Annotated in this window: 9 protein-coding genes; 5 read left to right on the plus strand and 4 right to left on the minus strand. The window is 66.4% G+C overall.

Going from position 1 to position 15,164, the window contains the following annotated elements; translation table 11 throughout:
* Positions 1-5 precede the first annotated feature (5 nt).
* The 3 genes from CAG31_RS09795 to CAG31_RS09805 form a co-directional block, all read right to left on the minus strand.
* Positions 6-2,729: an RHS repeat domain-containing protein gene (locus tag CAG31_RS09795; protein WP_085580366.1), complete on the minus strand. Its 2,724-nt coding sequence runs from the start codon at positions 2,727-2,729 to the stop codon at positions 6-8.
* On the minus strand, positions 2,726-7,225 hold the full coding sequence (locus CAG31_RS09800) for a SpvB/TcaC N-terminal domain-containing protein (RefSeq protein WP_085580368.1): 4,500 nt from the start codon (positions 7,223-7,225) through the stop codon (positions 2,726-2,728). The genes CAG31_RS09795 and CAG31_RS09800 overlap by 4 nt, the downstream gene beginning before the upstream one ends.
* 391 nt (positions 7,226-7,616) lie before the next feature.
* On the minus strand, positions 7,617-9,140 hold the full coding sequence (locus CAG31_RS09805) for a fumarate hydratase (RefSeq protein ID WP_085580370.1): 1,524 nt from the start codon (positions 9,138-9,140) through the stop codon (positions 7,617-7,619).
* Between the two features lie 424 nt (positions 9,141-9,564).
* Here CAG31_RS09805 and CAG31_RS09810 point away from each other — a divergent pair, with 424 nt between their 5' ends.
* Genes CAG31_RS09810 through CAG31_RS09820 form a run of 3 tightly spaced genes read left to right on the plus strand, consistent with a single transcriptional unit; the run spans position 9,565 to position 12,387 of the window.
* On the plus strand, positions 9,565-10,671 hold the full coding sequence (locus tag CAG31_RS09810; RefSeq protein WP_085580372.1) for a diguanylate cyclase: 1,107 nt from the start codon (positions 9,565-9,567) through the stop codon (positions 10,669-10,671).
* Positions 10,664-11,599 (plus strand): iron-sulfur-binding ferredoxin reductase, encoded by a 936-nt coding sequence (locus tag CAG31_RS09815; protein ID WP_085580374.1) that lies wholly within the window; start codon positions 10,664-10,666, stop codon positions 11,597-11,599. Before CAG31_RS09810 ends, CAG31_RS09815 begins: the two co-directional genes overlap by 8 nt.
* Positions 11,600-11,637: 38 nt before the next feature.
* Positions 11,638-12,387: an enoyl-CoA hydratase-related protein gene (locus CAG31_RS09820; protein WP_085580376.1), complete on the plus strand. Its 750-nt coding sequence runs from the start codon at positions 11,638-11,640 to the stop codon at positions 12,385-12,387.
* 182 nt (positions 12,388-12,569) lie between these two features.
* Here CAG31_RS09820 and pyk read toward each other — a convergent pair whose 3' ends face one another.
* Complete coding sequence (pyk, locus tag CAG31_RS09825; protein WP_085580379.1) at positions 12,570-14,021, minus strand: pyruvate kinase; 1,452 nt, start codon at positions 14,019-14,021, stop codon at positions 12,570-12,572.
* 171 nt (positions 14,022-14,192) lie between these two features.
* Here pyk and CAG31_RS09830 point away from each other — a divergent pair, with 171 nt between their 5' ends.
* Entirely contained in the window at positions 14,193-14,579 is a 387-nt protein-coding gene (locus tag CAG31_RS09830) for a tol-pal system YbgF family protein (RefSeq protein ID WP_085580382.1), read from the plus strand.
* Positions 14,580-14,804: 225 nt separating this feature from the next.
* Entirely contained in the window at positions 14,805-15,164 is a 360-nt protein-coding gene (locus CAG31_RS09835) for a PilZ domain-containing protein (RefSeq protein WP_085580384.1), read from the plus strand.

The raw sequence follows: 15,164 nt of genomic DNA on the forward strand, positions 1-15,164 counted from the left end.
CGGGATCAATGCCTTTTGACGCTTTTCGAGGTTCGGCGCTCTTGTGCCAGCAGGAACTGATTGTCGGTGGTGCCTTGAATTTTGTATGCGCTCATCAGTTTCTGTGCACGGTCGATGATTGCATGGATGTCTTTGGTTCTTCCTTGCAGGTCTGCTTGTCGGATCGGTGCCAAGTCTTCCCGGGAGGTCATGTTGTTGACATTGGGCAGCACATCGCCAGGGTGGACGGTAGTCCTTTGCAGCACTGCATAGGCTTGCTGGACAGAGTCCCAGCGCTCGTCCAGCGCACTCCGCCAGTCGGCTAGCATGGTTTCGATTTTGTTGATCTTCACCGGACTCAGTCGGTTTTTGATGTCTTCGGCTTCCTGACTTCTGGAGCCCATGTTCAAGAACACATTCATGGCGGGAACCACGGTACCGACGACTCTGTTCAGGAAAAGGTTTGCGGTGTCGGTCGGGGACAAGCGGGCCTTGTCCGGCGTGAAACCCAGCCTGCGGTCGATGGCGGCGACCGACATGGCCGATGTCTGCGGAATGAGCGGCCGGATCCAGCGGGGGCTGGGAGTAGAAGCGTTTTGGGTATCTGTAGCGACGTCACCGCCGGCATTGCCGGTGATGATGCCGCCCACAAAGGGGATGGCGTTCACTTCAGGCGCCAGTGCACCGAAAATCTCGCCTGCGCCGAAGCCGCCATAAAATCCGGCCAACCCTGCAACGGATTCGCCGAGGAGGTTTTTCAGCATTTCCTTGCCCGTGCCGGACTGAGTGAACACGTTATAGATCTGATCCAGCGCGGTGGCGGCTTCGGTGCCGAGTTCGGTTATGAACTGCGAATATCTGATGATCTGCCATTCTTCCTTGCTCTGCCCGGCTGCATCGATGAACCGCAACGGATTGTTCTCGACAAACCCGTAGAGGTTCAGCCCGTCCACGCTCCCGGCAGGATCGGCGGCGACCCAGCGCTGCAGCCACGGTGCGTACTGGCGGGCGCCATAGTCGTACAACCCGCTCACGTCCATTTCCTTGCCCGAATAGCGGATCGTTCTGTAACCGACCTCAAGGCTTGAGCGGGCGGCCATCCAGGCGGTGGCGCCGAACGGGTAATAGCCTTCGTGGCTGATCAGCTGCGCTCGGGCGTCCAGTTCCATGACGCAGGAGCCCAGGTGGTCGCTCAAGGTGTAGCGCAATTGGTCGGCGTCGATGCCGGGCGGCTGACCGCTCTCCCAATGCAGGCAGCGCACGTTGCCTATGCCTGTGGCGAGGGTGATGACGTGCAGCGTTTCGCCGTTGTCCTTCGTGCGGATCTCCAGCCCCGGCAGGTAGCGCACCTCATGGAAGTGAAGGTTGGCGGCGTTGTGGAACTCATGGCGCTTGAAGACCCGCACGCCCTGGCTATAACGGTAGCGTTCCTCGTCGTCGGGCCCGGACGGGCGCTGCACCAAGGTGACCGTGTCCAGGCGGTCGCGGGCGTTCCATCGCAGCGGCTGGCCGGGTTGCAGCGCCAGCAGGTTGCCGTGGCGGTCGAACAGGCTGCCGATGGCCGGCTCAGGGTCGCCTTCGGCCCAGCGCACGCCGCGGTTGCTGGCGGGGTCGATGAACATTCGGCGGGTGTGGTTGGCGCCGTCGCGCACGTGGCGCAGCCGGATCAGGTTGTTGCCGTGATCGTAGTCGTAGGTCTGCACGTAAGGGCGCCGGTCGGCGGGGTCGGTCGGTTGCGGCAGGCCGGGAATGTCCGAGGGCGGTGCGTCGTCGTGACCGCTGGCGGTGTGCAGGCGGTACAGCGAGTCATAGGTGAAGGCGCGGTGGCCGTCGACCCGACGGTTGGCGAAGTGGCTGGGCGTGAAGGCGTGGTCGAGGAGGCGGGTGAGGTTGCCCGCCGGATCGTATTCGTATCCGAAGTCCTGCAGCGGAGCCTGCCCGCCGGCTTGTGCCTGCTGACGGATCAGGCGTCCGTCCGCCGGGTCGTAGGTCCAATGGGCTGCCGTTCCGTTGTCGGCCTGCTGTTCGACGATCTGCCCGGCGGCGTTGTACCGGGCATCGAGCAGCACCGTCTGCCAGGCGGTCTGGCCGTTGAGTCGCAGGCGCATCCGCCGCGGTTGGCCGGCGAGGTCGAAGTCCGTCTGTTGCCGGTGCCCGCCGGCGTCGGTCTGTTCCAGCCGGGCGCCCAGCGGGCCGTGGCGCCAGCGGGTGACGAAGGCGTTGTCGTCGCCGAAGGTGCGCGATTGCTCCAACGTCTCGCCGAGCAGGCCGAAGCTCGGCCATTGCACGGTGCCGGCCTGGTCGGTCTGTTCGACGGTCCTGCCGCGCAGGTTATGGCTGGCGTCGGCCGACGCATCGGCATGGACGAAGGTCTCGGCATCGGCGCCGTGGGTCTCTTCGTCTTTGACCAGACGCAGCTGCGGATCATAGGCGCTGCGCCAGTGAAAGCCGCGCGCATCCCAGCGCTGCAGAACCTGGCCGGCGGTCCCCGGCAGGATCAGGCGCCAGCCGGCGTCGACGCTGTCGGTCTTCACGGGGGCATCGTTCAGTCCGTACACGTGGACGAGGTTGGGCACCGCCAGGCGCGGATCCCTTTGCGCGATCACCCGTCCCGCCGCGTCGTACCCCAGGCGAGTCACCAGGCCAAGCGGCGTGTCTTCGGCCAGCGTGCGCAGGTAAGCCACCTGGCGAACCGCCAGGCCGCGGCTGTCGTTCACCGTGACGGCGGGCGTACGCCGATGCACATTCATGGCTGCGGCCCCGGCTCGTCGGTGTCGTTGAAGTCTTCGCTGATGTGATACCAGGGGTGATAGGTCTCACGGGAGAAATGGCCCTTGGCGTTGACCAGCCGGACCGGACGCCCGAGCACGTCATAGAACAGCTGATCGAAAAAACCGTGCTCGCGCAGCGACGCATCGTTGACGTAGCGGTGGGTGTCGGCGAAGAACGGCCGGAACCGTCTCACGGCCAGTCCTTTGTTGTTGTATTCGACCCGCTCGCTGATGCGCCAGCGCGGGTCGGCCGGCACCTCGACCGGTTGGCCGTCCTCGATGATCAGCGAGCCGTCGGCGTCCACCGCGTACGCGGATCCCGGCTCCACAAGCTGTTGGGTCTGCAAGGGGCGGCCGAAGCCGTCGACGCAGGTCTTGATGATCTGGATCTGCGCCGGCACCGGGTCATCGGGGTAGCGGTCGGCCCGGAGCAGGACGCTGTGCACCGGCTCTCGGGGGACAAGGGCGATGGCTTCGCCCAACGCGTGCTCCGCCGGCGTCAGTGCGGTGGCTTGCGCCAGACGTCGGCGGGCGCTGGCGCGGATGTGGCCGTCGGGCAGGATCAGGCCGCCGTCGACCCATCGGGCAAAGCGCTCGGCGTCAGCGGTCGCGGTCGGCGGCAACTGGCCCATCCAGCTGAACAGATCCTTGCGCAGGGTGCTGGCGGCTTGCTGCACGGCGCCCTCGGGATCTCCGATGGCGGGGGCCGGTCGGTGATCCTCCGGCCGCACGTAGTCGCTCAACGGGCTGAAGCCTGCCGGCAAGCCGTTCTCCGTGCCGTGGAAACTCAGGGCCAACGGCTGGCCGGAGGGTTCGTAGAGCGCCTCCTGCACGTTGTCGTTGGCGTCGACGATGCGCAGCGGCTGCAGGGCGTGGTAGTCGTATTCGATCCGGGTGGTGCAGCCGTCGGGCAACACCACGCGCTCCACCGCCAGGCGGTAAGGGTCGTAGGTGGCCCGGGTGATGCCGTGGCTCGCGGTTTCGTGGTAGTCGAGCACCCGGTGGAACCCTTCGCCGGCAGCATAGGCCGCGAACCCGTAACGGGCCGACCACAGGTTTTCCTCCGCATCGGCCAAGGGCGCTCCCTCGAACAGCAGCGGCATCGGGGCGTAGCCGATGGCGGCCAGTTCGGCACGGATGTCGAACGGCGGCGGCACGTCCGCATAGGCCTCCAGGGCGGTCTTGTCCATCTGCGCCAGTTCCAGGGGCGCGGCCAGGGCCTCGAAGTCCGCCTGACCGTCGGGCAGGAGCGTCTGGCCATCGGTCTTGAGGTAGCGTTGCACGGTCTGGCGGGTCAGGGTGCGCCGGGTGTTCCACTCGGGCGAGTCCTGATGCTGCAGCAGTCGTTCGAACGACACCTGCTCAGGCGTCAGCCCACCGGGCAACGGGCCCTTGGGCAGCGCCAGCGCATCGCCGCGCTGCTGATAGGGCAGGCCGAGGCGCCAGTGCTGCGGGTCGCCGTCCAGGTCGATGAAGCGCGCGCGGGTCTCGCTGAGGTAGAACGATTGCTGGGCCGGGTCATGGGCGTCGCGCCACCACTGTTGCTCATCGGGGTCGGTGAACGGCGGCGGGTCGGCCTCGGTGCGGCGACGGGCGTAATGCACGGTCAGGGCATGCAGCGGGGCGCCGTAGGCGTTGTGGCGCAGGGTCAGTTCGTGGCGGCTCAGCGGGTCTTCGATCACTTGCTCGTAGGCATGGTCGAGCTGTTCCAGCGTCAGCGGCAACAGCACCGCGTAGGCATCGTGGGAACCTTTGGCCCGGACCTCGCGCACCCGGTAACGGTGCTCGGTCACGGCAAAGGGCCGCGCCGTGGCCGGGTCGTCCGCCTCGGCATAGGTTTCGCTGCGGACCGGCAAACCGGCGAGCGCCCGGGCGATGGCGTGTTCGGTGTCGGCGTCGGGCGGTGCGACGGGCTCGTCGAACTCGTCGCCTTGGTGGAAACGGCTGAACACGGTGGGGCCCAGCGGCACGGCTTCGGGGTCGCGGTCGAAATAGCCTTCGCGCGGCCGGTCGATGGTTCGCCCGGTGTGGAACCAGGTGTGCAGTCGCACCGGTGCGGTGAAGCCTGCATCGTCGTCGGCGCCGGCCGACTCGCTGTCGCACTGCTGCAGGTGGCCGAACCCGCGGAACTCACGGTCTTCGCCGTCATAGAAACCCTCGCGGTAAGTGAACGCTTGGGTCAGGCGATTGCCGGTGACTTCGTCCAGCTGAAGCTGGCGGCTGACCGCTTGAACGGGGAAGGGCAGATGGCAGGCGGGAGGGACGGCCGGGTGCGCACCGAGCCGGTCGCGCTTTTCGTCCAGCCATTCCTGGGCGCTGCTGCGGTAGGTCACACGGGTGCTGCAGCCCATGTTGTTGTTGCTGGCCGTCAGCAGGTACGGCTTGGCGGACACGAAGTCATAGCGCCAGTGCCGGGGCGTCATGTGCGGCACAGTCAGGATCAGGCTGGCGCAGCCCAGGCCCTGAAGGTCCGCCAGCGTCACCTGGCACAAGGCGTCGTAACGCACGCCTTCGGGCCACGGCACCGTGACGGGCGTTTGCTCCAGTCCCCGGCCGCCGCGGTTGAGGTAGATCTCGAAGGCGTCGGACTTCAGGTAGACCAGCGCCGGCGCGCCGGAGCCGTCGAGGTCGGCGATGCGCACGTGCGCCACGTCGAACGAATCATGGGCAAAGGGCAACGCGCTGATGACCCGGCCTGCGCCGAACCGGCCGTGGCCCAGGTTCGGCCAGCATTTGATTTCGTTATGGCGGATGCGGCACAGCTCGGGCATGTCGCTGCCCAGCAGGTTGCCCAATAGCACCAGTTCGTCCGGCGCCGGGCCGAACAGCGGCAAGCGGTCGTCGTCCGGCAGGTGAGCGACGTCTTCGCCGGGGGCGAAGCCTGCCTCCCGCCGGTTGGCGTACAGACGCACCGAGCGGGGGCCGATCAGGGCCAGTGAGGCGAGGCCGTCCCCGGACAGGTCGCCCAATTGCGTCAGCGTATGGAAGAACTCCGCCGGGAAGGCGTTGAACGCAATGAAGGGGGCGAACGTGCGGTCGGCGTTCAGCGTACGGAAGCCGTTCATGCCTGGTCGGGCGGTGATCCAGTCCAGCCGTCCGTCGCCGGTCAGGTCGGTGAGCAGTTGACGTGCCGCGCTCCCGCCATCGGCCACGGGCGTGCTGTCCAGCAACGTCCAGGGGCCGTAGGCGATGGCCTGCGGGTCCGACTCGCCGCGCAGCGGTTCGCGATAGTGCCAGGCCTGATCGTAGCGGCAGAGGAACCCCGGCACGCCTTCGCCGTACAGATCGACGCACTGGTAGGCGCGGCCGTCCTCGATGCCGGGCTGGGGGCCTTGCATCGGCAGCGGCCTGGGCGTCTTGTCGAGGGTGAACGGTGAATGTTCGAACTCCACCGGCGGGGTGTGCTCGACCGCGCCGCTGGCGTCCCAGGCCTGGTAGTGGGCGGCGCTGATCTGGCTGTAGGACCAGGCGGGCGTGTCCGGGGTGTATTCGAGCAGCAGGCGGCGGACTAGCACGGGCGCAGCGCCCGTTTCCTCGGGAAAATGATGGAACATCAGCACTTGGCGGCACAGTCGCCGGGTGCCCAGTTCGAACCCCTGGGCGAAGGTCGAGAACGGATCCGGCCGCAGCGGCCAGGGCTGCAGCGAGGGATCGTCGTAAGGTGGCCTTTGCGTCAGGTCCCGGGTGCGCTCGCCGTAGTCGAACAGCAGGCGGAAATGCCAGTCCAGGGTTGCCGGATCGTCCGTGCGCCAGAGGTACAGGTCCTTGCTGGCGGTGACGTTGCCGTAGAGCACTTGATGCACGTAACGCTGGGCTCGGTAGTCGTGCAAGGGATCCGGATCCTGGTCGTCGGCCTTCCAGGTGACGCAGAGGTGTTCGCCCAGCGGGTTCATGCTTTCGCACAGCAGCCAGGCGCTCACCCGCGCCGGGTCGTCTGCGTCCGCTCGGCGCGACGCCGCGGTTTTGCCGTACATCTGCAGCGAGCCGTCGGCGCCGTGGATCAGCCAGAACGGCGGGCGGCCGTCGTCCGGCTGCCAGCGCTCGCGCAGGGCAAAATCGCTTTCGACCCGGGGCCAGAAACGCACGACGCTGTGCGGGCCGATGTCCAGGCCGTTGTAGCGGCGCTCGCTGCGCGATCGGATTCGGCCTTGCTCGTCGCGCTCCGGCATCCACACTTCGCCGTCGTGGCCGACGATCTCGTCGTGGTCGGTGTAGCGCGGCGTGCCCTTGTGGGTGCGTCGGGCGATCTGCAGGCCGGCCAGGCTCCAGCCGATGCCGAACGGGCCGTTGCCGGCCTGGCTGCTGTAGCTCAGCGTCAGTTGCGGGTCGAAGCCACGTCCGGCGGACAGCGGCAGCGGCAGTTCGAACGAGGCCGCCCCGGTGGGGCCGACGGCTCCCCAGCTCTTGCCGATCGTGGCGATCGAGGCGCTCTGGGCGATGGAGGGGGTAACGATGCTCAGGTCTTGATCGGCCATGATCCAGCGTTTCCTGGCGGGGAATGAACCGACGCTATCAGGAAAACGGATGGCCGTGACCTGTCAGGTCTGACAGTTGTGTGTTCACCCCGAATCCCTGTAGGGGCTTGCCTGCAAGCGATGAGGCCAGTACGGCCGGCATCTCAGTTGCCTGACCCACCGCCATCGCTGGCAAGCCAGCTCCCACAGGGGATCCCGGCTGCCCGCAAGATCCCGACACACCACAAAACCTGTGGGAGCTGGCTTGCCAGCGATGAGGCCTTCACTGCCATCATCCCTGTTGCCTGACCCGCCGCCATCGCCAGCAGGCTGGCTCTCACATTTTCAGCGGGACAAAAAAAGGCCGGCCCGTCATGCGACGGGCCGGCCTTCTCATGCAGCGGCGAAGCGCTTACTGCACTTCCACCGCCAGGCTTTCGCTGATCTTCTGCTGCCAGATCGCAGGCCCGGTGATGTGCACCGACTCACCCTTGCTGTCCACCGCGACGGTGACCGGCATGTCCTTGACCTCGAACTCGTAGATCGCTTCCATGCCCAGCTCGGCGAACGCCAGCACCTTGGACTTCTTGATCGCCTGGGCCACCAGGTAGGCGGCGCCGCCGACGGCCATCAGGTACACGGCCTTGCTGTCCTTGATCGCGTCGATGGCGGTCGGGCCGCGCTCGGACTTGCCGATCATGCCCAAAAGACCGGTCTGCTCAAGGATCTGACGGGTGAACTTGTCCATCCGCGTGGCGGTGGTCGGACCTGCTGGGCCCACCACTTCGTCGCCGACCGGATCGACCGGGCCGACGTAGTAGATGAAGCGGCCCTTCAGGTCCACCGGCAGGGTCTCGCCCTTGTTCAGCATCTCGACCATGCGCTTGTGCGCCGCGTCGCGGCCGGTGAGCATCTTGCCGTTGAGCAGGACGGTCTCGCCCGGCTTCCAGCTCTGCACCTCTTCCGGGGTCAGGGTGTCGAGGTTGACGCGACGGGCCGAAGGACCTGCTTCCCAGACGATTTCCGGGTAGGCGTCCAACGGCGGCGCCTCCAGTGCGGCAGGGCCCGAGCCGTCGAGCACGAAGTGCGCGTGGCGGGTGGCGGCGCAGTTCGGGATCATGCACACCGGCAAGGAGGCGGCGTGGGTCGGGTAGTCCATGATCTTCACGTCGAGCACGGTGGTCAGGCCGCCCAGGCCCTGGGCGCCGATGCCCAGCTGGTTGACCTTCTCGAACAGCTCAAGGCGCATTTCCTCGATGCGGTTCTGCGGGCCGCGGGCCTTCAGCTCGTGGATGTCGATGGATTCCATCAACACTTCCTTGGCCATGACCGCAGCCTTCTCGGCGGTGCCGCCGATGCCGATGCCCAGCATGCCCGGCGGGCACCAGCCGGCGCCCATGGTCGGAACGGTCTTGAGCACCCAGTCGACGATCGAGTCGGACGGGTTGAGCATGGCCATCTTCGACTTGTTCTCGGAGCCGCCGCCCTTGGCCGCCACGTCCACTTCCACGGTGTTGCCCGGGACGATGGAGTAGTGGATGACCGCCGGGGTGTTGTCCTTGGTGTTCTTGCGGCTGCCGGCCGGGTCGGCCAGGATCGAGGCGCGCAGGACGTTTTCCGGCAGGTTGTAGGCGCGGCGCACGCCTTCGTTGATCATGTCGTCCAGGCTCATGGTCGCGCCGTCCCAACGCACGTCCATGCCCACGCGCACGAACACGGTCACGATGCCGGTGTCCTGGCAGATCGGCCGGTGGCCGGTGGCGCACATGCGCGAGTTGATCAGGATCTGCGCCATGGAGTCACGGGCCGCCGGCGATTCTTCGCGCAGGTAGGCTTCGTGCATCGCCTGGATGAAATCCACGGGGTGGTAGTAGGAAATGAATTGCAGGGCGTCGGCAACGCTCTGAATCAGGTCGTCTTGCTTGATCACGGTCATGAGTCGCGCTCCTCTAAAAGTCGGGAACATTCAATAAGGTGCCTGCGGCTTGGGTGCATCGGTCGGTCGCAGACACCTTTCAAGGCACGCCGGGGCTGCTGGCGCGACGCTAAAAAGGCGCGGCAGTATACCGCGCCTCCCGGGAGCTGACACGCGCCGGCAGTCATTCGTTGGTCGCATGCCGTGGCGAGGGCGGATGCCGGGCCGGCGTGCCGGTCAGTTAGTGAATGTCAGGTTTCGCGTCTTGCCGCGCAGCCGGGCGGGAGCGAGCTTGCCCGCCGCAGGGCAGGGGGCGGGACACGCTTTTGACGCCAATTATCCGGCCCGAAAATCAATGGTCATTTATCGGCCGCGCCACTAAAGTGGCAGCCGGTCTGTAGAGTAGGACACTCGGTCAGCCTTCCATCGCACGGTGAGTCAACGATTGACCCATAACGCCATTCAACGTCTTTTGCTCAAACGCTTCGCCCTCGCCGCAGCCACCTACGGATTGGCTTTGCTGCTGCTGTGGCTGGCGTATTTCAGCGGTCTCTACGACGACTCCCTGACCGGCGTCGCCGTCGGCAGCGCCCTGGTGGTGATCAGCCAGGCGAGCCTGTTCGCCGTGTTCTTTTCCGGCTGCAACCTGCGCTTTCCCGACCCCAGCCTGACCGAGGCGCAGGTGCTGATCGGCCTCGGCTGGCAGACGTGGCTGATCGCCCACCTGAACCAGGCCCGGGGTTCGTTCCTGGTGTTCTATGTGCTGATCCTGCTGTTCGGCCTGTTCCACCTGTCGCGCCGGGCCTTCATCCGCTGCACGGCGTTCGTCTTCTTCAGCTTCTGCGCCATCACCCTGTGGGACGGCTATCACTTCCGCCTGCCGGATCCGGCGCTGGCGGCCCTGCAGGTGTGCGTGCTGCTGATGGTGCTGGTGTGGCTGGTGATCTATGCGCGGTTCGTCCAGACCTCCCGCCAGCGCATGCGCCAGCGGCGGTTCGCCTTGCAGGCGCACCAGGACACCCTGCGCGGGATGATGCGCCAGCTCGAGGACCTGGTGGCCACCGACGAACTGACCGGGCTGTTCAACCGCCGGCACTTCCTGCGCCTGGCCTCCCGCGAGCTGAACGCGATGGAGGCCGGGGTGGTGCATGGCCTGGCGCTGATCGACCTTGATCACTTCAAGCGCATCAACGACCTGCACGGCCACGCTGCCGGCGACCAGGTGCTGCAGGCGTTCGCCGGGGTGGCCGGGGCCTGCCTGCGCGACGGTGACGTGCTGGCCCGCTACGGTGGTGAAGAATTCGTGGTGCTGTTGCCCGACTGCAACGCCGAACGCCTGACCGCCTGCTGCGAGCGGCTGCGCCTCGCCTTCATGGACGTCGAGCTGGTGGGCCTGAGCGTGAAGAGCCTCAGCCTGTCGGCGGGCATGACCTTGCTGGAACTGGGCGACGACCTGGACGACGCCTTGCAGCGCGCCGACCAGGCGCTGTACCGGGCCAAGCGCGACGGGCGCAACCGCTGCGCGGCGGCATGGGAGAACGTCGATGCCTGAATTGCGGGTGGGAGAGCGGCAGTGGTCGGTGCCGGCGGGCAGCAACCTGCTCGATGCCTTGAACGGCAACGGCGTGGCGGTGCCCTACAGTTGCCGTGCCGGCAGTTGCCATGCGTGCCTGGTGCAATGCGTGCAGGGCCTGCCCGCCGACAGCCGCCCGGACGCGTTGAGCGCTGATCAGCGCCGCGAGGGCTGGCGCCTGGCTTGCCAATGCCAGGTGGTCGAGGACTTGCAGGTGCACGCGTTCGATCCTGTGGTGGACGGTCGCCCGGCGGTCGTCGAAGCGCTGGACTGGCTCAGCGACAGCGTCCTGCGCCTGCGCCTGACCCCGCAACAGCCGCTGCGCTACCGCGCCGGTCAGCATCTGGTGCTGTGGGCAGGGCCGGTGGCGCGGCCGTATTCGCTGGCGAGCCTGCCCCAGGAAGACCGCTTTCTGGAGTTCCACCTCGATTGCCGGCTGCCGGGCGCGTTCAGCGACGCGGCCCGCCGCCTGCGCCTCGGCGATCCGCTGCGCCTGGGCGAGCTGCGCGGCGGCGCGCTGCACTACGACCCGGACTGGCAGGCGCGCCCGTTGTGGCTGCTGGCCGCCGGCACCGGGCTGGCGCCGTTGTTCGGCATCCTGCGCGAGGCGCTGCGCCAGGATCACCAGGGCGCCATCCGCGTCATTCACCTGGCCCATGACGCGACCCAGCACTACCTCGCCAAACCGTTGCAGGCCCTGGCCGCGCAGCGGGAAAACCTGTCCGTCGAACTGTGGACGGCGACCGAGGCGCCCGCCGCTTTGGCGCAACTGCGGCTTGTTTCCCGGCAAACCCTGGCCTTAGTCTGCGGTTCGAGCGCCAGCGTCGATGCGTTTTCCAAGCGTCTGTTCCTGGCCGGACTGCCGCGCAACCAACTGCTGGCCGACGTCTTCCTCGGCCACGCTTGAGCGCGAGCCACAAGGATCCTCACCGACCGGGAGTCGCCATGACCGAAGCCGTCCTGCTGCAGCGCGAGTGCGGTTTGCTCACCCTGCGCCTCAACCGCCCCGACAAGAAGAACGCCCTGACCCGGGCCATGTACAGCTGCTTGGCCGAAGCGCTGAAGCAGGCGGACAGCGACCCGGAAATCAACGCCGTGCTGATCGCCGGCAGCGCCGAATGCTTCACGGCCGGCAACGACATCGCCGACTTCATCCAGCAGCCGCCGAACGACCTCGACAGCCCGGTGTTCCACTTCATGCTCAGCCTGCTGGAGTGCCGCAAACCGGTGGTCGCCGCCGTGGCCGGACCGGCGGTGGGCATCGGCACCACACTGCTGCTGCACTGCGATCTGGTGTACGTCAGCCGCGATGCGCGCTTGCGCATGCCGTTCGTCAACCTCGGCCTGTGCCCGGAGTTCGGTTCCAGCCTGATCCTGCCGCGTCTGCTCGGGCACGCCAAGGCGGCCGAACTGTTGCTGCTCGGCGAAGGCTTCACCGGTGAGCAGGCGGCGCAGTGGGGCATCGCCTGCGAGGCGTTGGGCAGCGGCGAAGCGGCGTTGGCCAAGGCACGGGAGATGGCCTTGCGGTTTGACGAGTTGCCGGCGGAAGCGGTGCGCATCAGCAAGCGGTTGATGAAGGCACCGGACCGCGAACGGATCCGCCAGGTGATCGAGGAGGAGGGTGCGCTGTTCACCCAACGGCTGCGCTCGCCGGAGGCCTTGGCGGCGTTGACCGGGTTCATCAAACGGCATTGAAATGTTGATCAGGGCATCCGGCCTCATCGCCAGCAGGCTGGCTCCCACAGGGGAACGCATTCCAACTGTAGGAGCCAGCCTGCTGGCGATAGGGTGGGTACAGCCAACACACCTTCCGGACCGGAAAACAAAAAGCCCCGGCACTCAGAGGCCGGGGCTTTTTGTTTTCAGCGAGCGGTCACTCAGACCTGCGGGTCGCCGACATGCAGGATCTTCATGCCGTTGGTGCCGCCGGTGGTGTGGTAGCTGTCGCCCTTGGTCAGGATGACCCAGTCGCCTTTCTCCACCACGCCGCGCTTGGTCAGCTCGTCGATGGCTTTCTGGCTGACTTCGCTCGGCGGCAGGGAGGCCGGGTCGAACGGGATGGTGTACACGCCACGGAACATCGCTGCGCGGGCCTGGGCTTCGCGGTGTGGGGTGAACGCGTAGATCGGCACCGACGAGCGGATGCGAGACATGATCAGCGGGGTGTAGCCGCTCTCGGTCAACGCGATGATCGCCTTCACGCCCGGGAAATGGTTGGCGGTGTACATGGTCGCCAGCGCGATGCTTTCGTCGCAGCGCTCGAACTCCTTGCCGATGCGGTGGCTGGAGGTCTTGCCGGTCGGGTGCTTCTCGGCGCCGACGCAGATGCGCGCCATCGCCTGCACGGCTTCCAGCGGGTACTGGCCGGCGGCGGATTCGGCCGAGAGCATCACGGCGTCGGTGTAGTCGAGCACGGCGTTGGCCACGTCGGACACTTCGGCGCGGGTCGGCATCGGGTTCTGGATCATCGACTCCATCATCTGGGTGGCGACGATCACGGCCTTGTTGTGGCGGCGTGCGTGCAGAATGATCTTCTTCTGGATGCCCACCAGCTCGGCGTCGCCGATCTCCACGCCGAGGTCGCCACGGGCGACCATCACCGCATCGGAGGCCTTGATCAGGCCGTCGAGGGTTTCGTCGTCGGCCACGGCTTCGGCGCGTTCGATCTTGGCCACCAGCCAGGCGGTGCCGCCGGCTTCGTCACGCAGCTGACGGGCGTATTCCATGTCGGCGGCGTCACGTGGGAAGGACACGGCGAGGTAGTCGACTTCCATTTCGGCGGCGAGCTTGATGTCGGCCTTGTCCTTGTCCGTCAGGGCCGGAGCGGTCAGGCCGCCGCCGCGACGGTTGATGCCTTTGTGGTCGGACAGCGGGCCGCCGATGGTCACCACGCAGTGCAGTTCGGTGGCGGTGGCGGTTTCGACGCGCATCACCACGCGGCCGTCGTCGAGCAGCAGCTCGTCGCCCACGCCGCAGTCCTTGACCAGGTCCGGGTAGTCGATGCCGACCACCTGCTGGTTGCCTTCGGTCAGCGGATGGCTGGTGGAGAAGGTAAAGGTGTCACCGATCTTCAGCTCGATGCGCTTGTTGGCGAATTTGGCGATACGGATCTTCGGGCCTTGCAGGTCACCCAGCAGCGCCACGAAGCGGCCGTGCTTGGCGGCCAGGTCGCGCACCAGCTTGGCGCGAGCCTTGTGCTCGTCGGGGGTGCCGTGGGAGAAGTTCAGGCGGGCGACGTCCAGGCCAGCCAGAATCAGCTGTTCGAGAACTTCCGGCGAGTGACTGGCCGGGCCAAGGGTAGCGACGATTTTGGTACGACGGACGGACATGCAAAGACTCCTCAGGTTCAAGCGCCAGCGAAGGCTACTATGCTCTTGGGGTGTAGTCATTGTTCGTTTGCACTACTTAACGTTTTCTTTTTTGAACGCGACAATCGGCACAAACGGTTCTGAAGATTTCCCGCCCCGGGTCGATACAGAGCTCAAGACAGGAGAACCCCCATGCGATTGTTGCCCATTGCCGCCCTTGCCCTCAGCGTCCTCGCCGTGACGGGCTGCACCCGTTGGTCGATGAACCACCACCTGAACAACGCCTACAGCGCCTACGACCGGGGCAACTGCGAGCAGGTGATGCTCGAGCTGTCCAAGGTCGAGCGCGCCAGCCGTGCCCGGCCTTACGTGTGGCCGGAAGTGTCGATGATGCGCGGCCAGTGCCTGGAACGGCAGAAGATGTTCATCGACGCGGCCCAGACCTACCAGTTCATCATCGCCTCGTACCCCAACAGCGAATACGCCTACCGCGCCCGCGCGCGCCTGGAGACCCTGCAGAGCCTGGGCCATTACCCGACCCGCAGCGCCGCTGCGCCGGTGCGTCCGACCCGCTTCTGATGGCGGTTGTCATACAAAAGCTGTCGGCGTGTACAACCTGAGCTATAGTCGAATCATTCCGGTCCGGCCATGGACCTGACCGGAGCAACACCTGCGACTGGCCGTAGTCAGGTGACGGCGATGCAGCGACCGTCACACCGGAAGCGGGGAGAGCGGGCCTTGGGCAGTGACCCGTTCCGAAGCACAGTGCGGCCCGGGCACAGGGCCTTGCGTGGCGATACGCTCATGTTTACCGAACGTCGGATCGAACGGCACCAATTGCCGTATTTCTTGCGGGTGTTCAACAGCGTCACCGACCGGCCCCTCGGCTTCCTCGGTAACGTCTCCGAAGACGGGCTGATGCTCATCAGCCAGTTGCCGATGATGATCGGGGCGGAATTCAGCCTGCGCCTGAAGATTCCCGCGGGCGACGGTTGCCAGCAGGTGATCGACCTCACGGGGTGTTGCCTGTGGTGCCATGAGGACGCCACCCCCCGGCACTACGACGCCGGCTTCAGCCTGCACCGGCCGCCGCCGGAGTACGGGCAACTGATCGAGGCCTTGAAGCAGTACTTCAGTTTTCAGCCGTTGCCGGCTTCGGTTTGA

The organism is Pseudomonas sp. R25(2017) (assembly GCF_002112565.1).
GTDB lineage: Bacteria > Pseudomonadota > Gammaproteobacteria > Pseudomonadales > Pseudomonadaceae > Aquipseudomonas > Aquipseudomonas ekonensis.